Source organism: Sporosarcina sp. NCCP-2222 (assembly GCF_023168145.1).
Classification (GTDB): Bacteria; Bacillota; Bacilli; order Bacillales_A; family Planococcaceae; genus Sporosarcina.
Genome location: NZ_BQYK01000006.1, coordinates 175,881 through 199,123 on the forward strand (window position 1 = coordinate 175,881; position 23,243 = coordinate 199,123).

The 23,243-nt window shown below is 47.9% G+C and carries 18 protein-coding genes; 1 reads left to right on the forward strand and 17 read right to left on the reverse strand.

The features are described from left to right. Nucleotides 1–12 precede the first annotated feature (12 nt). On the reverse strand, nt 13–4,545 hold the full coding sequence (locus tag NCCP2222_RS14215) for an endonuclease (RefSeq protein WP_248513005.1): 4,533 nt from the start codon (nt 4,543–4,545) through the stop codon (nt 13–15). A gap of 373 nt (nt 4,546–4,918) precedes the next feature. Between NCCP2222_RS14215 and NCCP2222_RS14220 the strand changes: the two genes are divergently transcribed. Next, nucleotides 4,919–5,449 carry a hypothetical protein gene (locus NCCP2222_RS14220; protein ID WP_248513006.1) on the forward strand — a complete coding sequence of 177 codons (531 nt, stop codon included), beginning with the start codon at nt 4,919–4,921 and terminating at the stop codon, nt 5,447–5,449. Between the two features lie 389 nt (nt 5,450–5,838). On the opposite strand, the gene NCCP2222_RS14225 is transcribed toward NCCP2222_RS14220, so the two are convergent. The 16 genes from NCCP2222_RS14225 to NCCP2222_RS14300 all read right to left on the reverse strand — a co-directional run. Further along, the gene (locus NCCP2222_RS14225; RefSeq protein WP_375709191.1) at nt 5,839–7,572 is read right to left on the reverse strand and encodes an AAA family ATPase; all 1,734 of its coding nucleotides are present in this window, start codon (nt 7,570–7,572) and stop codon (nt 5,839–5,841) included. Between the two features lie 440 nt (nt 7,573–8,012). Then, on the reverse strand, nt 8,013–9,107 hold the full coding sequence (locus NCCP2222_RS14230) for an ABC transporter ATP-binding protein (protein WP_248513007.1): 1,095 nt from the start codon (nt 9,105–9,107) through the stop codon (nt 8,013–8,015). Next, nucleotides 9,108–9,830, reverse strand: a complete 723-nt coding sequence (gene nagB, locus NCCP2222_RS14235) for a glucosamine-6-phosphate deaminase (RefSeq protein WP_248513008.1) — start codon at nt 9,828–9,830, stop codon at nt 9,108–9,110. Next, nucleotides 9,790–10,989 (reverse strand): N-acetylglucosamine-6-phosphate deacetylase, encoded by a 1,200-nt coding sequence (nagA, locus tag NCCP2222_RS14240; protein ID WP_248513009.1) that lies wholly within the window; start codon nt 10,987–10,989, stop codon nt 9,790–9,792. Before nagA ends, nagB begins: the two co-directional genes overlap by 41 nt. Before the next feature lie 17 nt (nt 10,990–11,006). Continuing rightward, complete coding sequence (locus tag NCCP2222_RS14245; RefSeq protein WP_248513010.1) at nt 11,007–11,882, reverse strand: MurR/RpiR family transcriptional regulator; 876 nt, start codon at nt 11,880–11,882, stop codon at nt 11,007–11,009. Between the two features lie 22 nt (nt 11,883–11,904). Beyond that, on the reverse strand, nt 11,905–12,855 hold the full coding sequence (locus NCCP2222_RS14250) for a GNAT family N-acetyltransferase (RefSeq protein ID WP_248513011.1): 951 nt from the start codon (nt 12,853–12,855) through the stop codon (nt 11,905–11,907). After that, complete coding sequence (gene murQ, locus NCCP2222_RS14255; RefSeq protein WP_248513012.1) at nt 12,852–13,769, reverse strand: N-acetylmuramic acid 6-phosphate etherase; 918 nt, start codon at nt 13,767–13,769, stop codon at nt 12,852–12,854. The genes NCCP2222_RS14250 and murQ overlap by 4 nt, the downstream gene beginning before the upstream one ends. A gap of 12 nt (nt 13,770–13,781) precedes the next feature. Next, on the reverse strand, nt 13,782–14,942 hold the full coding sequence (locus NCCP2222_RS14260; protein WP_248513013.1) for an exo-beta-N-acetylmuramidase NamZ family protein: 1,161 nt from the start codon (nt 14,940–14,942) through the stop codon (nt 13,782–13,784). Next, nucleotides 14,939–15,910 (reverse strand): carbohydrate ABC transporter permease, encoded by a 972-nt coding sequence (locus tag NCCP2222_RS14265; protein WP_248513014.1) that lies wholly within the window; start codon nt 15,908–15,910, stop codon nt 14,939–14,941. Before NCCP2222_RS14265 ends, NCCP2222_RS14260 begins: the two co-directional genes overlap by 4 nt. Before the next feature lie 14 nt (nt 15,911–15,924). Further along, nucleotides 15,925–16,869 carry a carbohydrate ABC transporter permease gene (locus NCCP2222_RS14270; RefSeq protein WP_248513015.1) on the reverse strand — a complete coding sequence of 315 codons (945 nt, stop codon included), beginning with the start codon at nt 16,867–16,869 and terminating at the stop codon, nt 15,925–15,927. A 60-nt stretch (nt 16,870–16,929) separates the two neighbouring features. Next, nucleotides 16,930–18,258 (reverse strand): ABC transporter substrate-binding protein, encoded by a 1,329-nt coding sequence (locus NCCP2222_RS14275; protein ID WP_248513016.1) that lies wholly within the window; start codon nt 18,256–18,258, stop codon nt 16,930–16,932. Between the two features lie 44 nt (nt 18,259–18,302). Further along, nucleotides 18,303–19,454 carry an anhydro-N-acetylmuramic acid kinase gene (locus NCCP2222_RS14280; RefSeq protein ID WP_248513017.1) on the reverse strand — a complete coding sequence of 384 codons (1,152 nt, stop codon included), beginning with the start codon at nt 19,452–19,454 and terminating at the stop codon, nt 18,303–18,305. A gap of 104 nt (nt 19,455–19,558) precedes the next feature. Next, entirely contained in the window at nt 19,559–21,124 is a 1,566-nt protein-coding gene (gene nagZ / locus NCCP2222_RS14285; protein WP_248513018.1) for a beta-N-acetylhexosaminidase, read from the reverse strand. 13 nt (nt 21,125–21,137) lie between these two features. Then, on the reverse strand, nt 21,138–21,842 hold the full coding sequence (locus tag NCCP2222_RS14290; RefSeq protein ID WP_248513019.1) for a PIG-L deacetylase family protein: 705 nt from the start codon (nt 21,840–21,842) through the stop codon (nt 21,138–21,140). After that, nucleotides 21,833–22,912, reverse strand: a complete 1,080-nt coding sequence (locus tag NCCP2222_RS14295; RefSeq protein ID WP_248513020.1) for a serine hydrolase domain-containing protein — start codon at nt 22,910–22,912, stop codon at nt 21,833–21,835. The genes NCCP2222_RS14290 and NCCP2222_RS14295 overlap by 10 nt, the downstream gene beginning before the upstream one ends. After that, on the reverse strand, nt 22,866–23,243 hold a 378-nt coding region (locus tag NCCP2222_RS14300), incomplete at its 5' end, for a GNAT family N-acetyltransferase (RefSeq protein ID WP_248513021.1). The genes NCCP2222_RS14295 and NCCP2222_RS14300, both read right to left, overlap by 47 nt.

Sequence of the window (23,243 nt, forward strand, 5' to 3'; positions counted from 1 at the left end):
GGTTTTCTCGTTTTATGAAGCTTTCCGCAAGTCTTCTGTGCTTGTTTGTCCCCAAATGGACTCCACCCATTCTGGATGGTCAATAAAAGGATTTCGGTTGCCTTGAATGGAAAAGATGACTTCATTCCGATTGCGTTCGAAGGCATCGACCGGATCCTGCTTATGCCATTCAAGAAGGACGGACAGTTTGCCGTGGTACGGCGCTGTTCCGTTTCCTAGACGTTCATTCAGCTCTAGATCAACTCGGTCGCCCGCTTCATAGCGTGTCGCCATGTAAAACAGCATTCTCGCTACGTCGCCCTTCACCCGATCGGGTGGCTCAAAGGAGTTCGCTGTCTTGTAACAGCCGTTACACCCACTCACTGGGCTTCCTCCATTGTCAAAGTCTAGATTTCCACGCGAGCTATTCACTTGGACATCTGTCGGGCGCAAGTGATGAATATCTGTTCCTGGACCAACTGTTGTGCCAAAGTTGCCGTGTGACTTAGCCCAGACATGCTCGCGGTTCCAGTCACCGACATTGCCTCCATTCCGATCTTTCGAACGTGATTCGCCGGAATAGATCAAGATGACATTGTTTGGATTCGCGGGATCTTCATCTGTCTGTTTCAATGCATCCCACACTTGGGTATATGTCAGTTTCCGATGATCCGCGATGATATCATGAAGGGCCGTCTTCAATGCCTGCCCTTCTTTTCCAACAGCATTTTTATAATAGTCATTTTCAGGAGTTGCTTCTTCTTCTTCTGTTACGACTACTGTAAAGCTTGCAGTGACTGTCTTTTCTCCATCCGTCGCTGTGACACCGACGATATGATCCCCTTTTTCAAGAGAAAGCGTCAAAGTTCCTTTCGCGATATCGACTGTTCCCTTTGTCGCTGAATAACTTAATTTGTCGCCATCCGGGTCGGAGAAATGCTCGGAGAGATTGATGGTAATCGTCTCTCCGACTTTCACATTTTGATTAGCAATCGGCTTTGTCACAACAGGTGCTTGATTGACAGCCGGCACCTGAATTCGCTTGCCTTTTGAATTGTAGAAAACAACTTTTGATGGATCTGCACCTTTTACAAAGTCGATTTTTCGGATATTCTCCGCTCCTCTGACTTCAAGAGGATTCGATCCTTCTACAATGATATGCCCCATCTCGGTGCCTTTCATATCTACGATCAAGCCTTTTTTCTTCGGCTGTAGAATGACACGGTTCGTCTTGAAGCCTTCTCCCGTCAACTCTATATAATCCCCTTTTAAATAAAGGCCTTCCTTTAGTGAAGAAGCAGCATCCATTGAAACGGAGACACTTGGCTCGGCTACAACTATTTGCTTTTTATGCTCATTTACTAACGTATATACTTTCTTAATCGGAACCGGCTCCCAAATAACTGGAGCTTTAAACTCGATTTGCACCATGACCGGATCATGATCGCTCGCACGACCTGCCATATCCGTGAAATCCGCATTGATGTGCAGCATATCAATTTCCGTCTGATCTGCCAGGTTGTTTGAAACTAGAATATGGTCGAGCACTTGTGAATTTCCTTGGTAGACATAAGAGTAACGATCGGATTCTTCCACGCGGTTGATCATATCCGTCATTAACTCGCCTTCATGGATTTTGATCGCTTGAGAGAATTGGAAATCGTTAAAATCACCGAGGGATACGACATTAGCATCCGGATTTTCTGTTTTGATTTCTCCGATGAAATCATAGACGATTTTCGCGATTTTCTTTCGCTGTACTTCACTGCCAAGAACCGGTGGCTGGATTGCACCAAATGCCGGTGTGTCTCCATTTTTTGAATTCCAGTGGTTCGCAATAACGACAATAGATTCCCCTTGGAAATCGAATTGTGCCGCAAGCGGCTTGCGGCTGCTCGCAAACGCTTCATTGTTCGGGTCAATACGTCCAGGGTTCAACGTTAATTTTCCGTTTTCATAGCCGACTGCAGTAGTTGCATCACCTGCTGGGCTGCCTTCCGTCAAGGAGACACGCGCCGGATTGTACAAGAATCCAACACGGATGTTGGCATTTGGCTGCCCGCCGTCTTCATTATTGACTGGATCGATATTGACATATTCGTATTGCACTCCGCCCGCTTCGACAATTGCTTGGATTAGGCGCTCATAGCTTTGATTTGCACGAGAATCGCCTGCATCTGGTCCATTATTGTCCTGCACCTCTGTTACACCAACGATATCCGGGCTTTGCATATCAGATGCGATTGCTCTCGCCAGTTTCCTCGCTTTGTCGTCGGTTGTTGTTTTCCGGTTGTTCGAGAAGTTCTCCAGATTATACGAAGCGATCGTCAGCTTGTCATCCGCTTTTACAATCGTCGTTTTTTCAGGTGTAGCTTCCCCTTTACGATGGGCCGCTCTCATCTTATCTAATGACGTGTAGATCTTATAGTTTTGGAATGAATAGCCCACGACTCCTGTGATAGGACCTTCAAATTGATCGCCTGTCGCTACTTCAAACTCGCGTGCCGGTCCGTTCGGCTCTAGTCGGAATTGGACACGATCCGCGTTTTCATCGTTTTCCTTCAGAAGAATTCCGCCCATGATCGTTTCAGTCGGAACATTTTCAAATACTGTTACAAGATCGCCATGCTGCTGTGGCCCGACTGCCTTCACAGTGCCCACTTCCACAAGCATTGCTTCACGGCTTTCCCAGAAATCCGCTGCATATTTAGTCGGATCGAATTCCGCAAAGTTCGGGCTTGCGATATGCGATGCCGGCAAATTGTTTTCATCAATGACAAACGGGGTAGGAAGTGGAACATTGCGTTTAAGGATCGTCACCTTGCCGCCACGGTCATCCCGCACATTGATTTGTGTCGTCTTCAAATCAGTTTCTTGTCTATCCGCGTATCCATCAATCGCGTATTCGCTTACTTGACCTGATACAGACACCAAATCACCGATAGCTAGTTTCCACGTGTCTTTTCCGCTATAAAGTACAATCGCTTCCGAAGTATTCAAATCACCATCACGTTGATCATCAGGTGTTTGAATGTGGTAATACGTCGAACCATTCAGCTCGTACTTATATGTCACAATCCCTTCTACGCCTTCGACCACTTGATTATTGAATGGCGATACATGGCCATCCCCTTGAATGTCATGGATCTTCAAGCTTTCCGTAATCGTATAAGTGAAAGTTTTAACATCGCTATAGCGACCATCATTTGTCCGGACGACCGCCTGGATAGTTGTTGATTCTTGAATGTCAATTGGCTCCGCATAAGTGGCGCCATTTTCAATTGGATCCGTTCCATCCAATGTGAATAGGATGTCCGCATCAGCTGTCTGTGTCGACAGCGAGACTTTTGTGCCTCCGACATACGTTCCGCTTCCAGGCGTTGCGACAACCGGCTGGATAATGGAGCTGTCGACTACAATGTCTTGCGCGGAACGCGGAATCAGTTGATAGTCGTTGTCAAACTGCTGAATGATACCTGTAATGGAATCATACGTCGTTCCAACCGCAAGTCCGAGTGCAGCTGTTTCATCACGGACAATGAATTCCGATCCATCTGTTGCCAAGTAATTCGCCCATCCGCTGCCTGCCTGCACGTCAGAAAGAATGACGTTATGCACCGTAACAAGCTGGGATTCATTGGCTTCGTTCACATCCGCACCCGTAATGACTTTAGGGGCAGGAGCACCGACTTGTTCCTTTTTCTCGACAAGGGTCGCCTTGTCCAATTGGAGCAATCCGCGATAATCTGCGAGTGTACCAGTTAAGACGACTTCATCTCCCACAGTTGCTGCAAGTGAGGTCGGTCTAACTGCGATCCCACCTGTTTCATCTTGGACGGAAATCGTGTTTTTAAGGGTAGCCGCTACGACTCCTTTAATCGTCACAGTCTCCCCAACAGCCATACTGCGTGCTTCAGCAATCGTGACAGTTCCAGCAGGATCTTCTGGATCACCCGGTTCTACAGGAGCACCGCCTCCATCCATTTGATGCTGGCCAAGATAGTCAAATGTATCTTTCGGATAAACAACCCACTCATCATCACGATTGAATGAATCATTAATAACACGGTCTCCTTCTGTCACGGAAGATTTCCGCACAAGCGTCACGTCAGTTCCCCAGTTGCTGCGTGCCCCAACTTGTCCAAATGAATCGATGACAGCTCCTTCATGCTTCAAAACAAGCGCGTCATCCCCATTAAAATTAATAACGCTCGTATTTTCAAAATCCCCTTTTGCTTTTAACTCCGCTACCGCATCCCGATGCGTCAGGACAAACGTGTCCTCTTCGGCTAAAGTGCCGGATAATGTGAGCGAAGCAGAAGGCGCCGTTGCCCCATTCGCATACAGCTCCAGCGTGTACTCGCCTAGATTGACCGGAGCGCCTGTCCCATTATATAGCTCAATCGCTTTATTAAAACTACTTCCTTCTACATACTCCGAAATAATCAAATCTTCCGCTGTCGTAGCCGATCGCACAACAGCCGGAAAAGTTGGAACGATCAAACTTGCAATCAACCCAACCGACAGCAAGCCATTCAACCCTTTTTTCCATTTCTTACTTCTCATGTAACCGTTCTCCTCTCAAAGTTAGTATTCCACGGTACAATTGGAAAAACCGCTCCCTTTCCCTTGCAAGATTCATATTCTGCAAGACTTCATACTCATCGTACCATTGCCTTGAGAGCGTTTCCATGCGACTTTTTGTAAGATTTCAAAGGTTTTCTCTATATCGTTTGACATATATTCCATTGGAATCTTAGTGAGTTTCGTCTGATTTGGCAATGTGAGGAAAGTTATAGAAGCGGTATTCAGGCTGGAGTTTTGGGGCATTAAAGATTGCTTGAAGACGGATAGCATTCCTGGGCTGAGGAACTGCAGGAGAAGTATGACCTTATTAAACTGTTGAGCTGCAAGTGGCGCTAGAACTGGTGTATTTAGCATGTTCGGAGTGTTTTTGACGCGTAATGCTGGCCGTTTTGACGCTTGGAATCGATTTTTATTGGCGTTCAGCTCTGGATTTTGGCGTTCAACTCCAGTTATTGGCGTTCAACTCGAGTTTTTGGCGTTCAACTACGGTTTCTGGCGTTCAACTTCGGTTTCTGGCGTTCAACTTCGGTTTCTGGCGTTCAACTTCGGTTTCTGGCGTTCAACTCTGGTTTCTGGCGTTCAACTCCGGTTTCTGGCGTTCAACTTCGGTTTCTGGCGTTCAACTCCGGTTTCTGGCTTCAGCTCGCCGCTTCTGGCGTTCAACTCCGGTTTCTGGTGTTCAACTACGGTTTCTGGCGTTCAACTACGGTTTCTGGCGTTCAACTACGGTTTCTGGCGTTCAACTCCGGTTTCTGGCGTTCAACTACGGTTTCTGGCGTTTAACTCCGGTTTCTGGCGTTCAACTCCGGTTTCTGGCGTTCAACTCCGGTTTCTGGCGTTCAACTCCGGTTTCTGGCGTTCAACTCCGGTTTCTGGCGTTTAACTACGGTTTCTGGCTTCAGCTCGCCGATTCTGGCGTTTAGCCCGGTTTTCTGGAATTACTTGGTTACTTATTTGGCGCATCAGCTATCTGTTTTGGCGTTAGGAGACTTTATTTGGCGCGGTAGCTATTGTATTTGGCGTTAAGAGACTTTATTTGGCGCGGCTGCTGGCGATTTTGGCGTGTAACAATTTTATTTGGCGCGGAACCTAGCTTATTAGCACGCAGGCAGCATTTATTGGCGTTCAACCCTATTTTCTGGCATTCAGCCCGGGATTCTAGCATTCATCCTCATTGACTGGAGTTCGCTCCGCGGACAATGACTTCAGCCCAGTCCAGCAATCACCCCATAAAAAAACCATCCCCCAAACGGAGGATGGCTTCCTGTTTCATTAATATACAATCAACGCTTGCTCGACGCCGGCACCTTCGACGATTTCTTGGACTTCTGCGCCGTCGAGGGTTTCTTTATGGTAAAGGACGTCGACCAGGTGTTCAAATTGAGGGGCAAATTCTTTAATGAGTGTTTCGGTTTTGCGTAAGGCTTCCCCGAATATTTTTTGCATCTTCTCTTCTTTTTCCCCTTTGTTGAAGGTGAGGGTGAAGCTGTCTTGGAACAAGCCGGTGTCAACCATCCGCTCAATGATGTCTTTGGCTTGTTGGACGTCACCGCTGACGCCGATGCTGTGCTCCCCGAGGTAGATCCGTTCTGCGACACCGCCCGCCAAAATCATGCTGACTTGATCCATTAGCTCGCTCGCTGTCTGCAAGTGGAGTTCCTTTTGAATTGGCGCCACATAACCAAGTGCCTGGCCTCGTGGAATGATTGTCGCTTTTCGGACAGATCCCGGTTTTGTTAAGGCGGCAACGAGGGCATGCCCCGATTCATGGATCGCGACGCGGCGCTTCGTTTCAGGGTCATTCAATGCACGGGATGTGCTTCCTAAAATCGTCCGGTCAATTGCGAAATCCAAGTCGCCTTTTCCGATTTGGTCGCGGCCGTCACGGATTGCGCGCTTGCTGGCGGTTTCAAACAATGAACTTAATTCTGCACCGGAAAATCCGGAAGTGCTTTCCGCTAACACATCGAGTGATGCGTACACTTCTTCAGACAACAGACGCCCTTTTGTATGGATATCGATGATTTCCCGGCGGCCGCTTGTATCAGGAAGCGGGACATTGAACGTATAATCGATACGGCCCGGTCGGAGAAATGCATCATCCAGCATATCTTTTCGGTTCGTAGCGGCAATGAAAAGAATATCTTCATTATCTTTTCCGCCATCTAATTGGACGAGTAATTCCGTTAAGGTCTTCTCGGATTCTTCCCCGCCGTGCTCTTTCCGTTTTCCTGCCAGCGCATCAACCTCATCGATGAAAATGACTGCGGGACGCTGCTTGCGGGCATTTTCGAACAAGGTGCGAACTCGTGAAGCCCCGACACCGACATATAGTTCTGTGAATGCAGAGCCGCTGGAAGAGAAGAATGTCGCGCCTATTTCCTGGGCAATTGCTTGGGCAAGAAGCGTTTTCCCTGTACCAGGAGGCCCGTATAATAGAACCCCTTTAGGCGCTCTAATACCGATTTGCGCCGCTTTTTTAGGATCTTTAATTATCGATAAAGTTTGGTGGATCTCTTCCTTCATTTCTTCCGGAAGACCCCCAATATCGCTCAATGTCACATTAGGCAGAGGAGTCGCTTTCGAAGCTCCATTTTTCATGGAAGAAAGGCCGACACCGATTTTCCCTTTTTTGTGAAGTATGAGCAGTGTAATGAAAGAAAGGAGGATGATCCCGGCAATTATAAGTCCGCCGTATTGACCATTATCCACATATTTATAGGCAAGATTGTATTTCTCAACGAGTTGTTCTGCCAGCTGGCTTGCAGGTCGGACTTGCGTTACATAGACCGTGTCCCCGTTTTCCAAATACAACGTACCATCCGATTTTTCTTTGAGCTTGAGTGGCTCACCGCTATGTTCTTGGATCTTTTTCTCCATTTCAGAGAACGACACCTGAACACCTTTATTTGCACCAGAGACATACCATCCGACACTGACAACTACACCCATGACGAAGAGGACCAGGACGACAATCTTTGTTGCAAATTTTAGATTCGGCTTCAAGCCATCCCCAACTCCTTTAGAAAGATAGACTTATTATATAAGAAAAGAAATCATTTTAACAGTTCTATGATTGGAGAATAGTTGACAAATTTATTACGCTTGGTCGCTATCCTTCTAGTAATAGTATGTTAGCAAGCCTGTCTTCGCCATTAAAATATTGACTTTTTCCATTACACATGATATCATTAATTTCTTATTCAAGTAGTGGCTTTTTAGTTTACATGGCATTCTACGTACTGTTTTTGAGGATACTTATTCACACTGGCGCGGCTATAGGGTCGCAAGGACGCATGAGAAGGAAGGGCTTGCGTTGCTTAGGTTAGAAGACACCCAGTGGAACATTGACCGCGGCAAATGAATTCAATGAGAATTACTGAAACGAAAACTTGAAAAGTTACTATATAAAAGGGTTGCCCCGTTTTACCGGGGCAACCCTTTGTTCATATTCTCTCTTCCGTCGACGAATCAAAGAAATGGGCTTTGTTCATATCAAATGCAAGCGTCACTGTTTCCAGCGGCTTGATGGCTGTGTCCGCTTCAATGCGCGCAATAAAGTCAGCACCATTCAAATTGGAATACAAATACGTTTCGGCTCCCATCAATTCAGCCACTTCGATTGTCGCCTCGAACTTCGATTGGGCATGGGAATCGATCATTTGTGGATCTGTATAAATATCTTCAGGTCGCACTCCGAGTATCAAGTCTTTCCCTGCATACCCTTTCTCTGCTAACCTGGCACGTTCCACACTTGGAACGGTAACAGTTGTTTCGCCTAAGACAAAACCAGTTTCCGTTAACTTGCCCGGGAAAAAGTTCATTGCGGGCGAACCTATGAAGCCGCCGACAAATACGTTGACCGGATTGTCGTATACTTCTTTTGGCGTCCCGACTTGTTGAATAAAGCCATCTTTCATCACAACGAGGCGTGTCGCCATCGTCATTGCTTCTGTTTGGTCATGCGTCACATAAATCGTTGTCGTCTGAAGCCGTCTGTGCAGCTTCTGAATTTCCGACCGCATTTGCACTCGAAGCTTGGCATCCAAATTCGAAAGTGGTTCGTCCATTAGAAAAATTTTGGCATCCCGGACAATGGCACGCCCTAATGCTACCCGTTGGCGCTGCCCGCCCGACAACGCTTTTGGCTTACGGGATAAATACTCTTCCAGCCCTAATATTTTGGCAGCTTCATGCACACGTTCCTCAATCTCTTTTTTGGACACTTTCCGAAGTTTTAAGCTGAACGCCATATTTTCATAGACCGTCATATGCGGATATAACGCGTAATTTTGGAATACCATCGCGATGTCGCGGTTTTTCGGCGGCACATCGTTCATCCGTTTGCCATCAATTTCAAAATGGCCGTCTGATATATCTTCCAAACCGGCAATCATCCGTAAGGTTGTTGATTTACCACAGCCAGAAGGCCCGACGAACACGATAAATTCCTTATCTTCTATATGCAAATTAAAGTCTTTGACGGCGATCACGCCTTTTTCGTACTCCTTCGTCAAGTTGACCAATTTCATTTCAGCCATTCAACCTTTCCCCTCGCTTTCCTCCCCGTATAGCACTGTCACATTTGGATGTTCATGCAGACAGCTGGCGGGAAATGATTCTGTTATCGTACCTGTACGCAACTGGTCCAGTGCTTCCCTTTTTTCATGGCCGTACGCCAGCAAGACAATGCTTCGGGCATTCATAATTGTTTGCAGCCCCATCGTAATTGCCTGTTCCGGCATCTCTTTACCATCAAAATACTTGGCATTTGCCCGCCGGGTGGAGACGGACAATTCCGTCACATGCGTCGTTGATTGGAAAGAGGTCCCGGGTTCATTGAAACCGATATGCCCATTTTGCCCGATGCCGACGACTTGGAGATCGATTCCGCCGCTTGCCTCAATGGACGCCTCGTACGCTTTACATGCTTCCTCCAAACTTTCCGCCATGCCATCCGGGATATGCCGGCTGGCAACCGGTACATCGACATGGCCAAAGAAATGGTGTTCCATGTAGGAATAAAAACTCTCCGGCTGCTCTTTGCCCAACCCAATGTATTCATCTAAATTAAACGCCGTAATGCGGGCGAATGAAATGTCGCAGCGGTGATAGTGGCTGACCAATCGCTCGTACATGCCAATCGGCGTTCCCCCTGTAGCGAGCCCAATTACGCTGTCCGGCTTGCTCTCCAGCTGATTCATCAGAATCTCCGCTGCCTTTTCACTCAGTTCCTCGTAATCTTTCACTTTGATCCAACGCACGGTTTATGTACACCATCCTCCCCCTGCAGAATGTGGCCACAACATTGAACTGCTCATCTAGCAATACGATGTCTGCATCCTTCCCCGCCGTCAAGCTTCCCTTACGATCATAGACTCCAAGCTGTTTCGCCGCATTGGCAGAGGATAATGCGACGAGTTCCTCCATAGTCACAGTGCCAGTAGCATGCAGACGTTTCAACGCGTCGTTCATTTTCAGCACACTGCCCGCTAATGTACCGTCTTTGAGTGTCGCCCGGCTCCCTTGCACCGTCACTTCCTGACCGCCAAGCGTATACACACCATCTTTCATTCCCTTTGCCATCATAGAATCAGTAATGAGTATCATCCGTTCAGGACCGATTGTTTTAATCATCAATCGAATCATGTCTTCCGAAAGATGGACGCCGTCAGCAATCAATTCGCAGAATATATCATCGATTAGCATGCCCGCACCGACTGTTCCGATTTCACGATGATGCAGTCCCTTCATCGCATTGCCGAAATGAGTCAAATGAGATAGCCCGTGGCTAGCCGCTTCTTTGATTGTTATGAAATCAGCGTTTGTATGCCCGGCAGATACAAGAACATTTCGTAGCGCCAATTGCCTGGTCACTTGAAAATCCTCATCTAGCTCAGGCGCAAGCGTAACAACCGACAGTCCGCCCAAATCATGGCCAAACCATTGTTCCATCATTTCCATGGAAGGCGGCCTTATGTAACCGGCTGGCTGTGCGCCCGCTTGTTCCTTATTAATGAAAGGCCCTTCCAGATGAAAGCCGAGCATTTCTGCACCTTCCGGATGTTGCTCTTCCATGAAATGCTTGCCGCAATCAACTGCCGTCCGGATTGCCTCGGGCGATTGTGTCATCGTTGTCGCCAGGAACGCTGTCGTCCCCTCACGCGGCAGGGCATTCGCGATATTCGCATACGCTTGCTTCGTTCCGTCCATAAAATCTGAACCGACCGCCCCGTGGATATGGATGTCAATGAATCCTGGCAATGCCAACAAACCTTGGCCGTTAAGAATAGTGCCCGAAAAACCTTCAACCGGTTCGGATTGCACGTGAGCGATTCGATATCCTTCCACTTGGATGTTTCCTTCTAGCATACCTCCATCCGACTGCACCATCATTACATTCGTAATAAGTTTTTCAGACATTGCCCCCTCACCCTTTCTTACTTTTTACGGCGAAATGTCTGGCTTTGGATCTCCTCAATCGCCTCACGGGTCGCATCCAAATAAGTGATGGTCGTATCAAATTGTCTGGACGCGACAGACATGAATAACATATCGATGACGTGCAGCTGGGCAAGCCGGGAAGATGTTGCACCGCTTCGGAAATTCGCTTCACGGGTTGGCGAAGTGTATAACTGTATATCGCTTATTTCCGAGATGGGCGTCTGTCCATATTTGGTTATGCTGATTGTGGTTGCACCGTTTAGGCTTGCCAGCTCCATGATTTTTTCCACTTCGAAGGTGGCTCCGGAAAACGAGATGCCGACCACCACATCTTCTTCGCTGACGTTCGCCATGATGGTAGCACCCATATGGAGATCGGTGCTCGCTGTCGACGGTTTATGGATGCGAAGAAATTTCTGCTGGGCGTCTAGTGCCGGAATACCCGAAGCGCCCACACCGAAAAAGTGAATGTTCTTCGCCTGGACAATCGCTTCAACCGCCCGTTCCAGTTGCTCACTGTCGAGCAGCTCCACAGTTTCCAGCAGCGTATGCACCGCATGATCTGTCACTTTCTGCATTAGCGCTTCCACCGGTTCATTCGGCTGGATATCGCGATTTGTTATTTCCAGTTTCCGCCCCAAATCCCCGTTGATCCTTAGCTTTAAGTCTTGAAAACCTTTCAGCCTCAACGATTTGCATAGCCTTGTCACCGCAGCTCCGCTTGTTTGCGATACTTCTCCCAGCTCTGTGACGGTCATGGACACGATATCTTGCGGGTTTTCCAGAATGTAATCCGCTATTTTCTGCTCAGACGGCGGGAGGGTTTCCCTCATCTCTTTCACCAATACTAATCCGCCACTCGTTTGTGCCATCTCCATCAGCCCGCCTTTACGATCAAGTCAACTCTTTTATCATCACTTCAAAGGTTCTGTATGTGGTAAATCCATTTTTTCTATATAAGTGCCCTGCTGAACTCGTTTCACTTGTCCATAGGAACCAAGCCCCTTGAATGGTCAGTTGCTTCATTGAAAACAATATCTCATGCAATAGGATTTTTCCAAGTCCTTTGCCTTGTTCTGTTTCACTGACACCAAATGGCCCGAACCGCTCCCGGATCATCTCATATCCGCCAAACATCGCGAAGCCGACAATTTTACCAGTCCTTTTAGCAATCATAATTTGTGAAGAATCAATCCCTTGCAAAAGCCCTTCCCGAATAGCGCGTCCCCAGTCCGGATTGAAAGCTTCGTTTGCAAAAAGAATCAGATCATACAAATCCCCGTCACTAACTTTCTCGAAAGTGTAGCCTTCCTTCTCGCGAATTTCCTTCAGCCCTTTGACCTCTTCGGGATACGTGTATTCCGCCAAGCTCCGATGCATCGCAACTGGCGAATAAAGGCGGCGAAATCCTTCTTTCTTCAGAAACTCATAACCCGTAGAATAACGGGCCGGATCGATGCCTGGGAGAAAATAATTGGGTGCGTAGGAAGAGAAAAAGACTTTATCCACTCCCTTGTTCTTTAGGAATCGAACCGCCCGGTCCATCATTCCGTGTCCGATACCTTCCCTTTGCAGATCATGTTTTACCATAAAGAACGTGATCCAGCCGGTCCCCTTTTCCAAATCTATTCCGCTCATCGGCAATCTCCGACGAATAGCAAGAAGCGCTCCTGCCACCTCTCCATTTTGCTCCGCGATAATCAATCCGTCCGGATCAAAATTCGCATCTAGCAACACTTGATTTCGAAAACGCTTCGGCGTAATTGGGTCGAATGCCAGGACTTCATTCCATAAAGAGACGATATCCCTCTCATCACCGCTCTTAAAAGCGCGAAAGACTGTCATCGGGTTTCACCTGCTGATGCCAGAGCGACTGCTCTTTTCACAAAACCTTCCGACCGGTCAATTAATTCCAGAGCCTCCGACTCCGAAACATCCGCAAGAATCATGACAATCGCCTGTTTGACATTATAACGAGTCGTTTCAAGCGTTTTTTCCGCAAGCTCATACGGTGCTTCTGTAATCGTACACACCATTTGTTTGGCACGCTCTTTTAATTTGAAATTGCTCGCGTTCAAATCGACCATTAGGTTTTTGTAGATTTTGCCGATTTTCATCATCGCGGTTGTCGAGATCATATTCAACACCATTTTATGGGCGGTTGCTGCACGGAGCCTTGTTGAGCCAGCAACAACTTCAGGACCAGTGATCACTTCAATTTTCACATCCGCATGCGCGCTGATTGCAGAATTGGCGTTCCCCGTCAGACTGATCGTTGATGCCCCAATGGATTGGGCAAAGGCCAGGGCACCTTTCACATAAGGCGTCCTGCCACTCGCGGCGATGCCAATCACGACGTCATTTGTTGCAAGATTCAGGTCCCTCAAATCAGCCGCGCCGAGCGACTCATCGTCTTCCGCGCCTTCCACTGCATGGTACATCGCACCAGGGCCGCCTGCCAGTACAGCTTGCACCAACTCTGGCGGCGTACTGAATGTCGGCGGGCATTCAACCGCATCCATGACACCGATTCGTCCGCTTGTTCCAGCCCCAATATAAATGAGCCTGCCGCCATTCTTGAATGCCTCCACCACATGTACGATTGCCTTCTCAATCTCAGGCAGCACTTGCTGAACAGCCAAAGCAATTGTCATATCCTCTTCATTCATGACTGTAATCATTTCCCGAATCGACATCTCATCCAGGTCCACCGTCTTCGGATTACTCTCTTCAGTGATCAGTTTCGATATCTTTTCCATCGCTCCGCCTTCCTATCTATAACGTAAGTATCGTTCTCTGTCCGCTACAAATTGCTTTGTTCCTTCCATACATTCCTCGATATATCCCACTGGGTCACCAATTCTCAATCCGTTTCGCAACGTGGAATTGCCTGCCAGCAAATCAAACATCGGATGTTTTAATGAACCGTATTCTAAAAACGAAATATCGTCTGGGTACAGTTTGAACAACACATTAAGAACTTGCACCATTGTCTTCACCGGATCGATATTTCTTCTATCCAGCACATGCAGCTGGATGCCTTGGCACACTTCTCCGGCGTATTTTTGATACGTTGGCGTAAAAACAGCCGCCCTAGCTTTTACATGCTGCAGGCCCAGTTCGTTTACCGCATCCTGCAGCCGTTCTCCGTCAATAAATGGAGCTCCCAGCATTTCAAAAGGCTGCGCAGTCCCCCGTCCTTCCGATATATTCAACCCTTCCAGCAAACAAGTTCCGGGATAGAGAAGCATCATATCAAGGGATGTGACGTTCGGAGAGGGCGGCACCCATGGCAAATTCAAATCGGGCAGCATATTGTCACGCTTCCACCCCTGCATTTCCACAACAGTCAGTGGGCAATTGATCGCGAATGCCTCATTAAAATAGGCTGCCAGTTCCCCGATCGTCATGCCGTGCCGGTTTGGAATCGGATACAGTCCGACAAACGACGTAAAATCGGGCGCAATTAGGTTTCCTTCCACCTTAGTGCCGCCAATCGGGTTCGGGCGGTCCAACACGATCATCCGCTTGCCTTTCCGCGCACAAGCTTCCATCATGTAAGCCATGGTGTATATATACGTATAGTAACGGGCGCCGATATCTTGAATATCCATCATGACGATATCGACCTTCTCCATCATCTCATCCGTCGGCCTTTTGGTTTCACCATACAGGCTGAAGACCGGCACGCCTGCCCTCGGATGACGGCTGTCTCCGAATTTCTCTCCTTCTTTCTTATTCGTCAGCAGCCCATGTTCAGGCGCGAATAACGCAGTGAGATGGATGTCCGTGTGATTATGGAAAAGCCGGATTGTCGAATCAAGCGAGGCATTCACGCCGGTTTGATTCGTCAAGAGGCCGATCCGTTTGCTGCGGATTTCATCAACTTGTGTTTCAAGAAAGACGTCAATTCCGAGTTTAACGGCCATCATTCCTTGACCCCGCCAAGAGTCAATCCTTGGACGAAGTAGCGCTGGAACAAGATGAAAACGATGATCATCGGAATCGCTGCGACTGCCGCACCACTCATTAGCAATTTAAAACTTGCCAAGTTGGCGTCTTGCAACGTTTTCAATCCTACTGGCAATGTGTACAACTCCGCTGTGTTCAGGACGATAATCGGCCAGAGGAAAGAGTTCCACACGTTCATAAATGTAAAGATGCCGAGTGCGGCTAACCCTGGTTTAGCTAGCGGCAGAACAACCGTCCAAAACGTTCTCCACTCACTTGCCCCGTCCATTTTCGCAGCTTCGAGCAATTCATCCGGAATGGAATACATAAACTGTCTCATGAGGAATACTCCAAACACCATAGACAAATCAGGCAGAATCAGAGCCCAGTGCGTATCCATCAAGTTCAAATTCCCGACCATGATAAACAACGGTACGAGGGTTACTTGCCCTGGAATCATCATCGTGGAGATGATAATCCAAAAGATCAGATTCCTGCCGGGAAACCGCTTTTTCGCCAGCACATATCCCGCCATGGAGTCGATGAGCAGGATGCCGACGGTTACAACAACCGCAATATATAAGCTGTTGAAAAACCATTTCCCAACATCATGTTTTTTGAAAAGCGATTTAAAGCTACCAAATGTGTTCGAGACGATATGGTCCATCTGCGCCTGATGGTATGCTTCGAGCTCTGCATCTCCAGCTTTTTTCGCTTCCCGCTCGCCTTTCCAATGCTCGAAGTAAAGTGGGATGCCCATCGGATACATTTTTGGCGGATTGGAATCCACATAGGAAACCGGCCGTTCCATATCCATGGACTGATAGCTGCTCAATTGGAGTGAAGTGGAGAATACCCAATACAGCGGAAGCAGAGAAACGACTGCAAATATAGAGAGCAGTGCAAAGATGATAAATTTATTTAAACGATCTAGTGGTTTTTTCTTCATTTTCCATCCTCCAATCACTCATCATGACGAAGCACCCGGAACTGGATGACAGAAAAGATGAGAATGATGACAAACAATACGACTGACTGGGCGCCAGCCAATCCAAAATCAAAATCGCGGAATCCTGTTTTATAGATAAGATGCACGAGCGTCTCCGTCGCACTGCCTGGTCCCCCGCCCGTCATCATGATAATTTGGGTGAAAACTTGGAAGGAACCGATTGTGCTGAGAAGCACTAAATACAAAGTCGTTGGTTTCAGTAAAGGGATCGTAATGTGGATCCATTGTTTGAACTTGCTTGCTCCATCCATTCTCGCCGCTTCATAGAGTGATTGGGAGATGGACCCCATGGATGCCAAGTACATGATGATGCCGACCCCGAACGGGATGAGGCATTGCATGATGATCAGCGCCCAAAGTGCAGTATTTGATTGGCCCAGCCAGTTGACCGGACCAACACCAAACCATCCAAGTACATAGTTGAACAAACCAAAATCGTAATTGTACATCCATCTCCAGACCATCGCGATGATCACCATGGATGTGACCGTCGGCAAATAAAATGCGGATCGGAATAGACTTTGAGATAGTTTGCCCAGCTCAAAGATAAGCGTTGAAAGTACGAGTGCACTGATTACACCGAATGGCACGGTAACGACTGTAAACAGGAGTGTATTTTTCAGTGCGATCCAAAACGCATCGCTTTGGAAGACTTCTATGTAATTCTTTAGTCCGATAAACTCGCTGCCGAACACTTTATACTTTTGAAACGATAGAATAAAAGCCCAAACGACTGGAATGGCTACAAAGAGGGTAAATAGAATGAGCTTTGGCAATAAGAAAAGGTACGCGCTATAATTTTTCTTCATTTGCCGGAAGAGGTTTTTGTTCGGTTTTCTGAACAGCTTCATCTTTTCTTCTTTTTTCTTGGGCACAGCACCCATCGGCATTTGCGTCATGAAGACTCCGCCTCCTTAAAGATGAAGCAGGCGTACGCGATGCATAGCCTGCTTGCTTGATCACTTTATAATTTTGTCGACTGCTTTTTTAGCGTCAGCCATCGCCTGTTCAGCGGTTTTTTCACCATTGAACACGAGTTGCAATTCATTTTGAATCGCTTCGTCTATTTTTCTCCACTCCGGATGGCGCGGCAGCATAACGACTTGATCGGACATTTCCATTGCTCTTGTCATCTGCGGGTTATCCTTGAACGGATCCATTTCCGCAGCACTCACCCGAGCCGGGAAGATGCCGTAATGCTGTGCCATGTGATATTGCTCATCCGCAGTTGAAATGAATTTCATGAAATCCGCAACAGCTGCCCGTTTATTCGCATCATCCTGATGCATCATAACCCAGCCGCCTACGCCGCCAATTGTCACAGGCTCCTTCGAGTCGCCTGTCGGATAGTTAGCTACTGCGAAGTTAGTCGGGTACGCGCCTTGTGCAGCACCAATCGCCCATGTTGCCCACGGCTCCATTGCCACAGTCCGCTGCTCTTCGTTCGCCCAAGCTTGGAATGTACCACCGACATCATTGCCGCCCAGTGTTTCCGGTGCGACTTTCTGCTTTAATTTCAAATCGGCCAAATCTTGAATGGCCTTCACGACTTCCGGTGAATCGAAAGTAAACTCAGTCATATCTTCGTTCAGCGGAGAGCCGCCATTTTTATAGAAGAACGGCCATGCTTCATAATAGCCAGGCAGGATATACGTCGAGAAACCGTATACATCCATCTTGCCGTCCCCATCCCGGTCAAATGTTAATTTCTCTGCAGCCTGAAGGAATTCATCATACGTCCAATTGCCGTCTTTCGGTGGTTCCACGCCTGCTTCCTCAAACAAATCCAAGTTTAACAGCATCGAGTGCAACGTAATACTATTCGGAATTCCGTATAGTTTCCCATCATACGTATAGGCATCCAATGCATTTTCGTAGAAATCCTCTTTTTCTTTCTTATCTAAGTAATTATCCATCGATTCGATGACGCCTTGCTCGATATGGTCAATGCTCACCGCGCTGCCGCTAATGTCGACTGGCGCGATATCCGGCCAGGCCTTCCCGGCAATTGCCACGCCGAGCTTATCGCCCATCTCAGCCCATGGTACTTGAACAAGTTCAATTTCCACACCCTCATGCGCTTCCTCATACTCTTTAATCTTCGCTTCAAGCCAGTGGAATTTATTTTCCTCTTCATCCGGCCATCTCGGTCCATCCCAGATCGTGATTTTCCCCTTGAATTCGTCCGCGTTGCCCGCTTCCTTTTTGTCATTGCATCCGGCTAGAACCGATGCGGCAAGGCCCAAGGAAGCTGCTGCGAGTGCAGACTTCTTTAACATCTTTTTCATTCAATTAACCCCCCGATGTTTGATAAAACAACATTTCCCTTTTCTTAATAAGCGATTTTCCCCATCACCGTCTGCCGTTTTGCTCCTGTTGCGGACGGCAAGGAATTTGGCAATCGCTGAAACCCCAGGTAGCCAAGAAGCGCAAAGACGAATGCTTCCTTCGCGTCTGGATCAATTCCAACTTCGGCAGAGGTCATGACCTCCAGTCCTTCCGGCAAAAGATCCTTCAAGAAGGTTAGCAATGTTTTATTATGCACCCCTCCCCCACTGACGATGACTGTCTTTAACCGGTATTTGTCATGATGCCGGGTAATTTCGTCAGCAAGCGTATGGGCAGTCAACATCGTAACTGTCGCAATTTTATCCTCATCCGCCATACCTTGTTGCTCCATTTCCGTCCATACGCGTTCCGCATAGGCAGCCCCAAACAATTCCCGGCCCGTGCTTTTCGGCGGTTGCGCCGAAAAATAAGGTTCCGAGAGAAGCTGATGCAGGAAAGTTTTATCGACAGTTCCTTTCTCTGCAAATCCGCCGTCGGCATCATAGCTCACGGCACCAGCAGAATGCTTCGATACGAACGAATCGATGATCATATTCCCTGGACCGGTATCATACGCGATTACATCCAGTCCTGAATCCCCGGGAGGCAGCACCGTAATATTTGCGATACCCCCGATGTTAACGAGCACTCGGCCTTCCGTATCAGATTGGAATAAGTAGTGATCCGCGAAAGGAACGAGCGGTGCCCCTTGCCCCCCTGCCGCCATATCCCGGGTTCGGAAATCGCCGATGACAGGAATGCCTGCACGCTCTGCCAGAACGGCAATATCACCGATTTGCATCGTATTCGGATGCGTAAAAGGCGCATCTCCTTTCACAAACGGTTCATGCCAAATTGTCTGGCCGTGTGAACTGATCAAATCAATCGATTCCAACTGGATATCTGATTCATGGAGTGACTCTTTTAGCAATCTGGCATACAGATCGCCTAAGTACATGTTCATAGCAGAAACACGGTTCAATGGCGCCTGCGCATCCATCAACCGGAGCAATTCTTGCCTGAGCTCCTCCGGATAAGGGACTGTCACGAACTTTTTCACTTCGAACTGTAGACGGTCAGGCTGCATCGAGAAATCGACAATCGCTAAATCAAGACCATCTAGAGAAGTACCTGACATCATTCCACAAACTCGCACAATCGCATCGCCCTCCTCCCAATCTAGTAATGAAAGCGCTTTCCACCATTTTACTTGTTGTGAAATTAAATTTCAACAGTAAATTCTAAATTTAAAAATTTATTTCAAGATAATGAAACAGGCAATTTCCCTTTGAATTGCACCTTGCCTACTAATCCAGCCGCTACGACTTCAAATGCCGTTTTTGTAAACTCATAGGTGCAGATCATGCGATTTGCCCCTTCGAAGAGTGAAAGGTCATATGGTGAACGAATGGCGACAATATCTACAGGTTTTTCTGAAGCGATCAATGTCTCTACAAGCCGTTGCTGGGTATCATGCTGGATGGCATTCAATGTAAGCACGACAATATGGTCATAGTCTTTCGCCATCTGTCCGATTTGCTCCAGCTGACCTTCCAATTGCTCAGGCTTCAGTTCCATATCAGTTACGTTTTCATGCACTTTTCGCATTTCTTGCCCCATCGTCACCGTTGCGTAACGCTTATCTTCCACCATCGTCGCATATTCGTTCGCTGGGTAAACAAGAAGAATCCGATCACCAGGTTGAACCACTTTTCCTTGCTTTCCAACTTCGGTAATCCCTCGTTCATAAATCTTTCGCATTTCCATCTTATGCGCTTCAGAACCGACAAAATCCGGGACAACTGGACTTTCCGCTTCCTCCCATGAGGCATAACGGCGAACAAGCTTTTCAATTCTTGCAACCGATTCATCTATTTGCAGTTCAGAAATCTTCCCGTTTTGGACCGCTTCTTTCATTGCAAGGATTGCTTGTTTCTGCAAATCGAACAGATGAGACACCATAACAAAATCGACGCCTGCCTGAACGGCTTTGACACAGCCCTGCACGGTGCCAATCCCTTTGGCGATTGCATCCATTTCCATGCAATCCGTTGTGATTACACCTTGAAACCCAAGCTCCTCCCGCAGCAAGCCGGTAATAATAGGGCGAGATAACGTGGCCGGCGTATTCGCTTCGGACTCCAAAGCCGGAAAATAAACATGGGCACTCATGACCGCATCGGCACCTGCTTGAATACAGCGCTTGAATGGCACGAGCTCCACTTCATGCAGCCGTTTTAAATCATGAGCAATGACAGGCAGATCGAGATGGGAATCAACATTTGTATCCCCATGGCCAGGGAAATGCTTCAATGTCGTCATGACACCCGCGCTTTGCATGCCGGCCATCGCCTGTTCAGCCATCTCTGCAACATGATTTGGATTTTCACCGAAGGAACGTACGCCGATGACCGGATTTTTCGGATTATTGTTCACATCCACAACAGGCGCCAAGTTCCAATTGATGCCGAGCGCTTTCAATTCCTTCCCGGTCAAAGCGCCTGCTTTCCTCGCATTCGCGGAATCTTGCGTTGCGCCAAGTAGCATGGCTCCAGGAATAATGGTCGTACCTTCACCTAATCTCCGCACGACGCCATTCTCTTGATCAATGCAAATTAATAAAGGTACCGAATAGCCCGCTTTTTTCGCCTCCGCTTGCAGACCGCTCGTCAAACGGGCAATCTCTTCTGGCGTCCCGATGTTTCGACCGAATAAGATAATACCGCCTATATGGTAGTCATGGATCAGGCTTTTAATCTCCTCGGACACCGTGATCCCTTTGAATCCAGCGATCATCAATCGGCCGACTTTTTTCTCTAAACTCATTTATTTTTCCCCCTTACACCGGAAAACCCGGAATCATTCCTTCTTTTCGTACATGAAGCCCTCTTGAATTTTTTAATGTCTGTGCATACGTCGCCCGTGCGAGGCAGCCCCGCACGGTTCCGAGCGCTTTGTAGTAATCATAGTAGCGGAAGCTCGAAGAATTTATCACGAAATCATAGCAGGAAATCGCTTCTAAATAAGCTTCGAACGATTCGCTCACGTCTACGTAAATATCCGGTTCATACCCCTCCATGTCTTCCCAGTTCTCACTGTGAAACACACGCTTTAATCCATGAGGCGGCAGTCCCTCCAGCTCAAACCCGGGAAGAGCAGCTTTCAACCACGCATCTTGTACGATCCGCTGGCAAAGCGCATGGTCTGGATGCATGCTGTTCTCCCAATGAGTGATGACAAATTCAGGCTTCTCGCGCCGAAAGATGGCAGCCACTTCCTTACAAATCTCTTCATTGAAGGTAAGCTCCGCATCACGATGGGAAAGGGTAATGCTGCTGCCTCCTAAAATGGCAGCCGCCTGTTCCGCTTCTCTTATTTTCTGGTCACGGTAGACATTCACATCCATCTGGGCCGGCGCTCCTTTTTCTCCTGCCGTCAAATGCAGAAACGTAACATGCCAGCCTGCTTTGGCGTATTTATGCGCAATCGCTCCTGCCTGCAGTTCTCCATCTCCACAATGTGCTCCGACAATCATCAGTCGCATGCAAGCCCCTCCCCCTCTTGTTTTTGTACGGCTATCAAATTGTGTAATCTCGGACGGAGCCGGATCATATGAGGATGCCTGCCGAAATAAACGCGATTTGTCAGCAGCATAACCGTCAGTTCTCTTTGTGGATCAATATAGAAGCTGGTTCCTGTAAAACCGGTATGCCCATACGTCCCGGCTGACAGCAAATCGCCTGCCGGGCTTGCCCCGTCCCCTTTTAATTGCCAGCCGATCCCTCTGCTTTCGTCAGAGAATGGTGTAAAGTTCCGGCGGGAAAGTTCCAACCAATTCCGATCGATGATTCGGTGCCCGCCATATTGACCGTTCGCCTCCAGCATCTGGGTAAACACAGCCAAATCGTTCATCGTTGAGAACAGTCCCGCGTGGCCGCTGATGCCCCCCATGAATTCCGTATTGTCGTCATGGACGATGCCATACTTATGATCATTCAAGTGGGCTACGAACTCAGTCGGCGCATAGCGCTCGCGTTCAAACTGTGGCATGTATCCCGTGTCATTCATCGCAAGCGGCCGGAAAATATGTGCTTTCGCATAATCTTCAATCCTTTGGCCCGACAGCTGTTCAATCAGCTCCATGAGAACAATGAAACCAAGGTCACTATAGACGACTGCCGTATCAGGCTTATACGCTAATTTCTCCTGATAAATGGAAGCCAGCACTTCCTCCTTCGTCATCTTTTCTTCAAAATAATGTTTGTGGGCAGGCAAACCGGAAGAATGAGTCAGCAACTGTTTTACCGTCACCTGGTCTTTTCCATGAACACTGAAAGCCGGAAGAAAGGTGGATACTTTATCATGTAAATACAGTTCACCCGATGCGAACAATTGCAGCATAGCGGGCAATGTGACCATGACCTTCGTCAGCGAGGCCATATCAAAGACATGACGGCTCGACATCCTGGTCTTTCCTTGCTCTAAACAGTTATAGCCCAGCGCTTGGTCAAGTACAATTCTTCCTTGATGCCGAACCCTGATCACTGCCCCCGGCGTCACGCCGGCATCAATCTCTCTCTGGAGGAAATTCAACACTTGTTCCAGAACAGACACCTCCTGATTCCAGTTGTTTGGACATCATTTGATATTGTTTCCACGGCGTGAATCCCAACTTTCCGTAAAATGCGACAAGCTGCGTCCAATCGATGACAATTGAATCTACGCCTCGTTTCATCAGCTCGTTGGCCCCGGCCTTTACAATATCAAGGCCAAATCCTTGCCCCCGTAAAGAACGGTCAATGCCTAACGGGCCAATGCCCCCTAATTCTCCTTGAACCAGCTTTCGCCAATATGTATTCGGACCAATTTGAGGGGAAGCCCCGTCATTCATTCGACAAAAGCCCTGCAACTGATCGTTTACGAACAGTCCGATGAACTCTCGGCC

Bases quoted from the DNA above. Each gene is read 5' to 3' on its own strand.
- NCCP2222_RS14215 (WP_248513005.1), bottom strand. From the start codon at position 4,545: ATGAGAAGTAAGAAATGGAAAAAAGGGTTGAATGGCTTGCTGTCGGTT.
- NCCP2222_RS14275 (WP_248513016.1), bottom strand. From the start codon at position 18,258: ATGAAAAAGATGTTAAAGAAGTCTGCACTCGCAGCAGCTTCCTTGGGC.
- NCCP2222_RS14260 (WP_248513013.1), bottom strand. From the start codon at position 14,942: ATGATGGCCGTTAAACTCGGAATTGACGTCTTTCTTGAAACACAAGTT.
- NCCP2222_RS14250 (WP_248513011.1), bottom strand. From the start codon at position 12,855: ATGACAGTCTTTCGCGCTTTTAAGAGCGGTGATGAGAGGGATATCGTC.
- NCCP2222_RS14220 (WP_248513006.1), top strand. From the start codon at position 4,919: ATGTTCGGAGTGTTTTTGACGCGTAATGCTGGCCGTTTTGACGCTTGG.
- NCCP2222_RS14265 (WP_248513014.1), bottom strand. From the start codon at position 15,910: ATGAAGAAAAAACCACTAGATCGTTTAAATAAATTTATCATCTTTGCA.
- NCCP2222_RS14270 (WP_248513015.1), bottom strand. From the start codon at position 16,869: ATGACGCAAATGCCGATGGGTGCTGTGCCCAAGAAAAAAGAAGAAAAG.
- nagA (WP_248513009.1), bottom strand. From the start codon at position 10,989: ATGTCTGAAAAACTTATTACGAATGTAATGATGGTGCAGTCGGATGGA.
- NCCP2222_RS14230 (WP_248513007.1), bottom strand. From the start codon at position 9,107: ATGGCTGAAATGAAATTGGTCAACTTGACGAAGGAGTACGAAAAAGGC.
- murQ (WP_248513012.1), bottom strand. From the start codon at position 13,769: ATGGAAAAGATATCGAAACTGATCACTGAAGAGAGTAATCCGAAGACG.
- NCCP2222_RS14290 (WP_248513019.1), bottom strand. From the start codon at position 21,842: ATGCGACTGATGATTGTCGGAGCACATTGTGGAGATGGAGAACTGCAG.
- nagZ (WP_248513018.1), bottom strand. From the start codon at position 21,124: ATGAGTTTAGAGAAAAAAGTCGGCCGATTGATGATCGCTGGATTCAAA.
- NCCP2222_RS14245 (WP_248513010.1), bottom strand. From the start codon at position 11,882: ATGGCACAAACGAGTGGCGGATTAGTATTGGTGAAAGAGATGAGGGAA.